The sequence below is a fragment of the Alloalcanivorax sp. genome (genome assembly GCF_964221125.1).
Lineage (GTDB): Bacteria > Pseudomonadota > Gammaproteobacteria > Pseudomonadales > Alcanivoracaceae > Alloalcanivorax > Alloalcanivorax venustensis.
This window is the reverse complement of record NZ_CAXPXK010000096.1, coordinates 46,142-55,587: the sequence shown is the minus strand read 5'-3', so window position 1 is coordinate 55,587 and position 9,446 is coordinate 46,142. Positions and strand designations below refer to the sequence as shown.

6 protein-coding genes are annotated in these 9,446 nt (G+C 66.8%); 1 reads left to right on the top strand and 5 read right to left on the bottom strand.

All coding sequences use genetic code 11. From position 1 onward, the window contains the following. Positions 1–228: 228 nt before the first annotated feature. The 5 genes from mazG to cysM form a co-directional block, all read right to left on the bottom strand. The gene (gene mazG / locus ACEQZD_RS11480; RefSeq protein WP_370185563.1) at positions 229–1,032 is read right to left on the bottom strand and encodes a nucleoside triphosphate pyrophosphohydrolase; all 804 of its coding nucleotides are present in this window, start codon (positions 1,030–1,032) and stop codon (positions 229–231) included. A 170-nt stretch (positions 1,033–1,202) separates the two neighbouring features. Next, on the bottom strand, positions 1,203–3,440 hold the full coding sequence (gene relA, locus ACEQZD_RS11475) for a GTP diphosphokinase (protein ID WP_067611372.1): 2,238 nt from the start codon (positions 3,438–3,440) through the stop codon (positions 1,203–1,205). A gap of 27 nt (positions 3,441–3,467) precedes the next feature. After that, the gene (rlmD, locus tag ACEQZD_RS11470; RefSeq protein ID WP_067611375.1) at positions 3,468–4,799 is read right to left on the bottom strand and encodes a 23S rRNA (uracil(1939)-C(5))-methyltransferase RlmD; all 1,332 of its coding nucleotides are present in this window, start codon (positions 4,797–4,799) and stop codon (positions 3,468–3,470) included. Between the two features lie 135 nt (positions 4,800–4,934). Next, entirely contained in the window at positions 4,935–5,708 is a 774-nt protein-coding gene (locus ACEQZD_RS11465; protein WP_142950102.1) for a 3'-5' exonuclease, read from the bottom strand. Further along, the gene (gene cysM / locus ACEQZD_RS11460) at positions 5,705–6,619 is read right to left on the bottom strand and encodes a cysteine synthase CysM (protein ID WP_142950106.1); all 915 of its coding nucleotides are present in this window, start codon (positions 6,617–6,619) and stop codon (positions 5,705–5,707) included. The genes ACEQZD_RS11465 and cysM overlap by 4 nt, the downstream gene beginning before the upstream one ends. Positions 6,620–6,719: 100 nt before the next feature. On the opposite strand from cysM, the gene ACEQZD_RS11455 reads away from it, so the two are divergent. Then, the gene (locus ACEQZD_RS11455; RefSeq protein WP_370185559.1) at positions 6,720–9,440 is read left to right on the top strand and encodes a response regulator; all 2,721 of its coding nucleotides are present in this window, start codon (positions 6,720–6,722) and stop codon (positions 9,438–9,440) included. Positions 9,441–9,446 lie beyond the last annotated feature (6 nt).

Here is a 9,446-nt window from a genome sequence, read left to right as displayed (position 1 = left end):
ACCATCGGTTACGGACTGCCGGACTTCGCAGAGGAACTCAACTACGGAGTCGATCTATCAACCATCTGAGGGTGGTATCAGATTGATGGGGTGAAGGTGCCCCATCAACCATTAAATCCGTATACCCCTTTTTATTTCACCCGGAACTTTCTCGGATTTTACCGAGCTAGAACCCCCGGCTGAGGCGGTGGCCGGTCGGGGTAGGAAGGTCGGGTTAGCGGCCCGGCACTAATCGGATTGGCGTTTGGCCTGACGCCAGAGGGCGTCGAGGTGGTCGTCGTCGAAATCGGACAGCGGCGCGCCGGCCAGTTGTTCAACCTGGCGGAAACGGCCCTCGAACTTGTTCGAGGCGCGGCGCAGGGCCAGGTCCGGGTCCAGCTTCAGGTGCCGGGCCAGATTCACCAGGGTGAACAGCACGTCGCCGAATTCGTCCTCGATGGCGTCGCGGTCGCCGGACGCCATCGCCTGATCCAGTTCCTCAAGTTCGCTGTCCACATGGGCGCGCACCGGCGCCGTGGCGCGCCAGTCGAAGCCCACCTTGGAGGCTTTCTTCTGCAGCTTGTGAGCGCGCTGCAGGGCCGGCAGCCCCTCCGGCACACCGTCCAGGGCGCTGTCGTACTCACGGCCCTTGCGGGCGCGCTCCTCGGCTTTGATCGCCTCCCAGTTTACTTTCACCGCCTGCTCGTCCTCGGCGGTCCGGTCCCCGAACACGTGCGGGTGGCGGCGCACCATTTTGTCGTTGAGCACCGCTACTACTTCGCTGAAATCAAACAGCCCCTGTTCGCGGGCCATCTGCGAATGGAACACTACCTGCAGCAGCAGGTCGCCGAGCTCTTCCTTGAGCTCAGGGTAATCCCGCCGCGCCACCGCTTCAGCCACTTCAAAGGCCTCTTCCACGGTGTAGGGCACGATGCTGTCGAAGTCCTGTTTCAGGTCCCAGGGGCAGCCGCCGTCCGGGTCGCGCAGCCGGGCCATGATCGACAGCAGTTCGGCGATGGCGGCTTCGGCGGAAGGGCGGGACTTATCGGACATGGGAGTGCTCCGTTTTTGGTTTGGCTTCAAGCCGCAAGCTTCAAGCTGCAAGCAGGCCGTGCCACCCGCTGGGCCGTGCTAATGACGGGCGTAGCAAGATGAAACTCACCATTAGCACGGCCTTGCCCCCGGGCACGGCCTGCTTGCGGCTTGCAGCTTGAAGCCTGCAGCTATTTTTTATAGCGGCGCACTTCGAGGACGCCCTTGAGCTGGTCCATCTTCGCCAGCACCTTGCCGAGGCCGCCCAGGGAGGCGATTTCCAGGGTCAGCAGCATGGTGGCGGTGTTGTCCTCGGTGTGCGACTCGGTGTGCACGGCGGTGACGTTGACCTTCTCGTTGGCGAGCACGGCGATCACGTCGCGCAGCAGGCCCTGGCGGTCCCAGGCGCGCAAGAAGATGTCCACCGGGTAGAAGATGCGGTCCGCTTCCCCCCAGCTCACTTCGATGACCCGGTTAGGCTCTTCGCCCTGCATCGCCAGAAGATTGTGGCAGTCGGCGCGGTGCACGGTGACGCCGCGCCCCTGGGTGATGAAGCCCATCACCTGGTCGCCGGGCACCGGCCGGCAGCAGGCGGCCATGTGGGTGAGCAGGTTGCCCACCCCCTGGATGGTCACGTCGCCGCTTTCCGACGCCTTGGAGCGCGCCGGCACGAACGCCAGCTCCTGCTGCGGGTCGTCGCCGAGCAGGGACTGGGCCTGGTTGACCACATGGCCGGGGCGCAGATCGCCGGCGCCCAGGGCGGCGAGCAGGTCGTCGCCGGTCTTCAGGTTCATTTGCGGCGCCAGGGCGTCCAGATCAATGCGGTCCAGGGCCAGGCGGGAGGTTTCCCGCTCCAGAATGGCGCGGCCCTGGGCAATGTGCACGTCCCGGTCCTGGCGCTTGAACCACTGCTGAATGCGCGCCCGCGCCGAGGACGTGGCCACATAGCCCAGCGACGGCGTCATCCAGTCGCGGCTGGGGCCGCCTTCCTTGGCGGTGAGAATCTCCACCTGCTCGCCGGTGTTGAGGTTGTAGTTGAGCGGCACGATGTGGCCGTTCACCTTGGCGCCCCGGCAGCGGTGCCCCACCTCGGTGTGGATGTGGTAGGCGAAATCCACCGGCGTGGCGCCGGCTTCCAGATCCACCACATGGCCGTCCGGCGTGAACACATAAACCCGGTCGCTGACCAGGCCGTGCTTGAGCTCGTCGATCATGGTGTCGGCGTTGTCGCCCAGCTCGTCGTGCCACTCCAGCACCTGGCGCAGCCAGGCGATGCGCTGCTCGTAGGAGCGGCTCTTGCGGCCGGCCTTGCTGCCTTCCTTGTAGCGCCAGTGGGCGCACACGCCGAGCTCCGCCTCTTCGTGCATGTCGAAGGTGCGGATCTGCACCTCGAGCATCTTGCGCTCCGGGCCGACCACGGCGGTGTGCAGGCTCTGGTAGCCGTTGTCCTTGGGGCTGGCGATGTAGTCGTCGAATTCCTTGGGCACGTGTTTCCACAGCGAGTGGACGATGCCCAGGGCGGCGTAGCAGTCTCGCACTTCGCGCACCAGCACGCGCACCGCGCGCACGTCATAGACCTCGCCGAAATCGAGATGCTTTTTCTGCATCTTCCGCCAGATGCTGTAGATGTGCTTGGCGCGGCCGTACACCTGGGTGCCCTTGATGCCGTTGCGGTCAAGATGGCCGCGCAGGCTGTCGATCACCTCGTCGATGTAGCCTTCCCGGTCCAGGCGTTTTTCGTCCAGCAGCTTGGCGATCTTTTTATAGGCGCCGGGCTGCAGGTAGCGGAACGACAGGTCCTCCAGCTCCCATTTCAACTGCCCCACGCCCAAGCGGTGGGCCAACGGCGCGTAGATGTCGAAAATCTCGCGGGCCACTTTCTGCTGGCGCTCGGGGTCGGATTCCTTCACCGCGCGGATAATCACGGTTCGCTCGGCCAGCTTGACCAGCGCCACGCGCACGTCGTCGACCATCGCCAGCAGCATCTTGCGGACGTTATCGAGCTGGCCGTCCTGCTGGCCGAGCACCGCCTTGCGGGTGGGGTTGAGGCTGGTGCCGATGGCGGCCATGCGCAGCACGCCCTCGATCAGGCGCGCCACCGGCTCGCCGAAATCCTTGTTGACGTCCGCCAGGGTCAGTTGCCCTTCGCGCACCGCCCGGTACAGCACCGCCGCCGGCAGCGCTTCCGCGTCGGCCCCCAGGTCGGCGAGCACATCGGCCATTTCCAGGCCAATGGTCAGGCAGCCCTTTCCGTAGGGCCACAGGCGACCGGCGGCTTCGCCGGCCCGCTCACAGCGCTCGGCCACCTGGCAGGCACGCTCCAGAAGCGCCGGGTCGCGCACCGGCACCCGGGCATTAAGTTGTTCCAGCCATGCGTTCCAGTCCCGCGCATCCACTTCGGCGGGCTGTTGCCGGCGTACGGTTACCATTGGCTATCCTCTAACGACGGTCGCTCTTTAACGACGATCAAACACGGCAATCGATTCCACGTGCGCGGTGTGCGGGAACATATCCATCACCCCGGCGCCACTAAGACGGTAACCCCGGGCCACCAGTTCCCCAGCATCGCGGGCCAGGGTGGCCGGGTTGCAGGAAACGTACACCAGTTTCTCCGCACCAAATTGGGGCATCATGCGCACCATTTCCAAGGCGCCGCTGCGCGGCGGGTCCAGCAGCACCCGCTCGTAGCGCTGCCGCGCCCAGGGCTGGCCCTTGGGCTCGCTGTCCAGATCCCAGGCGTGGAAGGCCAGATTCTCCAGGCCGTTGCGCCGGGCGTTCTCGTAGCCGCGCCGCACCATGGCGTCGCTGGCCTCCACGCCCACCACCCCGGCGGCGCGACGCGCGGCGGGGATGGTGAAGTTGCCCAGGCCGCAGAACAGGTCCAGCACCTGGTGGTGCGCCTGCACCTCCAGCAATTCCAATGCCAAGGGCACCATGCGGCGGTTGATCTCCGCGTTGACCTGGGTGAAGTCCGACGGGTGGAAGGCCATTTCCACGTCCGCTTCCGGATGGCGGTAGTAGAGCCGTTCCTCGCCCTCTTCCGGCCACACCCGGTGCACCGTGCTCTCGTTGCCCGGCTGCAGATAGCACTGCAGGCCGTGCTCGCGGCAGAACGCCACCAGCGCGTCCTGGTCGGCCTGGGACAGCGGGTCCAGATGGCGGAACACCAGCGCCACGGCGTCGTCACCCCGGGCCACCTCGATCTGCGGCAGGCGCCGCCGGCCATCGAGCCCGTTGATCAGCGCGCGCAGGTCGCGGAAGCGGTGCCCCACCTCGGGAATCAGCACCTCGCACTGCGCCAGGTCGGCGATCAGGCTGTTCCGTTTCTCGCGGAAGCCGACCAGGGTGTCCCCCTTGGCGTCCACGTACTTCACGCCCAGCCGCGCCTTGCCCCGGTAGCCGGTGACCGGCCCGGTAAGCGGCTCCAGCCAGCGCTCCGGGCGCAGGCCGCCAAAGTGCTCAAGCTGCTCGGCGAGCACCGCCTGCTTGCGCTGAATCTGCACCGCCGGGTCCAGGTGCTGCAGGCTGCAGCCGCCGCAGATCAGGCTGTGCGCGCAGGGCGGCGTGACCCGGTCCGGGGACGGCTCGAGGATGTCCACCGCGCGGCCCTCGTCGAACTTGCGGCGCATGAAGGTGTACTGGAAGAACACCTGCTCGCCGGGCAGGGCGTTGTCGATAAAGGTGGTCTTGCCGTTCAGGCGGGCAATGCCCCGGCCATCGTGGCTGAGACTCTCGATGGTGGCGGCCACCGGCGTTTCCGGCAGCTGCTTCTTGCGACGTCGAGCCATAGATCAAATTCAGTTGATAGTTGATAGTGGACAGTTGATAGCTACGCGATAGAGGTTTGCAGAGACAGCGCCGTGGGGGGCCGCGCCGAAAGTCTGAGCGCGGTTTTTACGCTGTCAATTATCAACTATCAACTGTCAACTGCCCTCCCAGGCTTCCAGGAAGCTCAGGAAGTGCGGATGCCCTTCGGCTTTCAGGTAATCCCGGAGCAGGTCCAGCTCGGCCTGGTAGCCGGTGGCGTCGAGTTCGCCGCGCAGCATTTGGAAGCGCAGGAACACCAGCCAGGTGTTGAGCACGTCGGTTTCGCAGTAATCGCGGATCGCCTTGAGGTCGCCGGCCTGGAAGGTGTCGAACACCTTGGCGCCGCTCATGCCCATCTTGCCGGGAAAACCCAGCAGGGTGGCGATCTGGTCCAGCGGCGCGTTGGCGCGGCCGTTGAACATGGCCAGTTGTTCCATCAGGTCCAGGTGGCGCTGGTGGAAGCGGCTCAGGTAGTTATTGAAGCGGAAGCTGGTGTCCTCGTTGCCGGTTTCCCAGAACCGGCGCGCCACCACGCCGTGCTTGAGGGCGCGGTAGTTGAGCACCGGCAGGTCGAAGCCGCCGCCGTTCCAGCTGACGATCTGCGGGGTGAAGCGGTCGATGCCGTCGTAGAAGCGTTCGATCAGCTCCTTCTCGGTGCTGTCCTCGTCCCCCAGGGACCAGACTTTCACGCCCTGGGCGGAGCGCAGCACCACGGAGATCGCCACCACCCGGTGCAGGTGCAGGCGCAGAAACTCGGAGCCGTTTTCCTGGCGGCGCAGATTGAACAGCGCGCTGGCGGTGTCCTTGTCACTGAGGCCGTGCAGGTCGTAAATGCGGCTGCCGCCTTCCAGGTCGGGCACCGTCTCGATATCAAACACCAGCACGTTCATTGGCCGGCCTCCGCGTTGCCCGCCTCATTGAAGACGCCGGTGGACAGGTAGCGGTCGCCCCGGTCGCAGACGATGGCCACGATCACCGCGTTCTCCAGTTCCTCGGACAGCTGCAGGGCGGCCGCCACGGACCCGCCGGAGGAGACCCCGCAGAAGATGCCTTCCTCGCGGGCCAGCCGGCGCATGGTGCGCTCCGCCAGGTCCTGGCCCATGTCGATCACGCGGTCGACGCGGGCGGCGTCGAAGATGCTCGGCAGGTAGGCCTCGGGCCAGCGGCGGATGCCGGGAATCGAGGCGCCGTCGGTGGGCTGCAGGCCGACGATCTGGATCTCCGGGTTCTTCTCCTTGAAGAACTGGCTGCAGCCCATGATGGTGCCGGTCGTGCCCATGGAGCTGACGAAATGGGTGATCGCGCCGCCGGTCTCTTCCCAGATTTCCGGGCCGGTGCTTTCGTAATGGGCCAGCGGGTTGTCCGGGTTGGCGAACTGATCCAGCACCCGGCCCTCGCCGCGCGCCTGCATCGCCTGGGCCAGGTCGCGGGCGCCTTCCATGCCCTCTTCCTTGGTCACCGAGATCAGCTCGGCGCCGTAGGCGGCCATCGCATCGCGGCGCTCCTGGCTCTGGTTGGCGGGCATGATCAGCTTCATCTTGTAGCCGCGCATGGCCGCCGCCATCGCCAGAGCGATGCCGGTATTGCCGCTGGTGGCCTCGATCAGGGTATCGCCGGGCTTGATCTCGCCGCGCTGTTCCGCCTTGATGATCATATTCAGCGCCGGCCGGTCCTTGACCGACCCGGCCGGGTTATTGCCTTCCAGCTTCACCAGAATGGTGTTGGTCGTGTTCCCCGGCAGGCGCTGCAGGCGCACCAGTGGCGTGTGGCCCACCGTGGATTCAATGGTCTTGTAGGTCATGGGGCGCATTGTAGCTTAACTCCGGGGCCGTGACAGGGCGGGATGCGCCGCTCGCCAACTGCGGCATAATGGCGACACAAGAACAACGTTCAGGGGAACCATGGCCCATTCGAGCCTGCGCACACGCATTCTGATGATGACCGCCCTGCCCGCCTTTCTGGCGGCGCTGGTGATCGGCGGCTACACGCTGGTCCACCGGGTGCTGGAGGTGCGCGCCGACACCGCCCACCGCCAGCAACTGATCATCGAGAGCTACGCGGCCCGTCTGGCGGCGCTGGGCGACGCCGACCAAGCGGCCTATGAGCCGCTGCTGCGCGCCCTGCTGGAAGAGCCGGACGTGCGCGCCGCCTCGTTGCTGGACAACCCGTCCGGCTGGCAGTCCCACGCCGGCCCGCGGCTGCGCCCGGTTCAGGAGGCGGAGAGCCTGGAAGGCGGCGACCGCCGCCTGGTCACCGATTCCAGCTGGCAGCTGGTGCGCGCCCTGCCCGGCCAGCGCAACCGGCTGCTGACGGTGGAGTTTTCCCGGCAGGGCCAGTACATCGAGATCCTGGAAGCGGTGCTGACGATGATCGCCGTGGTGGCGGTGCTGGTGCTGGTGGCGGTGGTGCCGGCGGTGCGCTTCGCGAAACGGCTGACGCAGCCGGTGGACACGCTGGTGGACACGGTGCGCCGGGTGCGCGACGGTGACCTCAGCCCGCCGCCGCCGGCCGGCGCCCAGGGCGAGCTCAAGGAACTGGAAGACGCGCTCGGCAATATGGTGGCGGCCCTGGACGAGGCCCAGGCCGAGCTGCAACAGAACGTGGACCAGGCCACCCAGGATCTTCGCGAGACCCTGGAAACCATCGAGATTCAGAACATCGAGCTGGACATGGCCCGCAAGGAGGCGCTCAAGGCCAGCCAGATCAAGTCGGAATTCCTGGCCAATATGAGCCACGAAATCCGCACGCCGCTGAACGGCATCATCGGCTTCACCCGCCTGCTGGAGCGCTCCACCCTGTCGCCCCGCCAGCAGGATTATCTGGGCACCATCCGCAAAAGCGCCGAATCCCTGCTGTCGATCATTAACGACATTCTCGACTTCTCCAAGATCGAGGCGGGCAAGCTGTCGCTGGAACATATTCCACTGGATCTGCACGACATCATCGAGGACGTGCAGACCATGCTGGCGCCGATGGCCCAGGAAAAAGGCCTGGAGCAGGCGGCGATCATCTACTCCGACGTGCCCACCGGCCTGCTCGGCGACCCGCTGCGTATACGCCAGGTGCTCACCAACCTGGTCAGCAACGCGATCAAGTTCACCGAGCGCGGTTCGGTGGTGGTGCGCGCCATGCTTGAGGAAGAGCGCGGCGCCGAGGCGGTGGTCAAGATCACCATCACCGACACCGGCAACGGCCTGTCGCCGGACCTGCAGAAAAACCTGTTCAACGCCTTCACCCAGGTGGACCAGAGCGCCCGCCGCCGCGAAGGCGGCACCGGCCTGGGCCTGGCGATCTGCAAGCGGCTGGTGGAAGGCATGGGCGGCGAAATCGGCATCGACAGCACCTCCGGGCGCGGCTCCACCTTCTGGTTCACGGTGCGCGCCGAACGGGACGGCGGCGGCGAGCCGGAGGCCGCCCCGGCCGCCCTCAACGGCCTCAGCGTGACCCTGGTGGAAGCCAACGAACACGCCCGCCTGGCGCTGTACCACATGCTCAGCGGCTGGCGCATGGCGGTGACCGAGCTGCAGGCCCTGGAGCAACTGCACGGCCACCTGGAAACCGGCACCCTGGCGAGCACCGACTATTATCTGCTGGCGGCGCCAGCGTCCCTGCCGGACCCCTCACCGCTGACGCCGCTGGTGGAACGCCTGCTGGACACCACCGGCAAACCGGTGATCGTGCTCACCGCCCACGCCGACGCCCTGTCCGGCCAGCTCAGCGGCCACGCCGAGCACTGCCGGGTGCTGGGCAAGCCGCCGACCCGCCGGCGGCTGCGCGACGGGCTGCTGGAGCTGGGCGGCCTGGCGGAACCGGCGTGCGCCGGCGCGGCGGCCGGCGGCGCGGTGCTGCACGCCCGGGTGCTGGTGGTGGACGATCACCCCGGCAACCTGAAACTGGCGCGGGTGTTCCTGGAAGAGATGGGCGTCGACGTGGTGCCCTGCGCCAGCGGCGAGGAAGCGCTCACCGCGTTTTCCCGGGGCACCTTTGATCTGGTGTTCATGGACGTGCAGATGCCGGGCATGGATGGCCTGGAAACCACCCGGCAGATGCGCGAGCGCGAGGGCGAGGGGCTGCGCACACCGATTATCGCGCTCACCGCCCATGCCCTGGAAAGCGAACGGCGCTCACTGCTGGCGGCGGGCATGGACGACTACCTGAGCAAGCCGATCACCGAAGGGCAGTTGCGCCACACCCTGGAGCGCTGGACCCGCAGCGACGGCGCGGAGTGCGAACCGGCCAGCGAGGAAGCGCCGCCGGCGCCGGAGCCGGAGCCGGACACCACCGACCAGGTGGTGGACGAGGCGCTCGGCAAGCAGCGCGCCGGCGGCCGTGAGCACCTGGCCCGGGACATGTTCAGCATGCTGTTGGCGAGCCTGGAGCAGGACGCGCCGGGAATTAACGCCCTGTCCGAGAGCAACAACCGGGACGCGCTGCTGGAGCGCGTGCACAAGCTGCACGGCGCCTGCCGCTACTGCGGCACGCCGCGCCTGGAGCGGGCCGCCCGGGAGCTGGAAGAAGGCCTCAAGACCGATGTCGACGACGACCGCCTGGAGCATCTGGTGGCGACCCTGCTGGCGGAGATCGAAAGCGTTCGTCAGTACGGCCAGGCGGCGCGGCTTTAGGTCCGG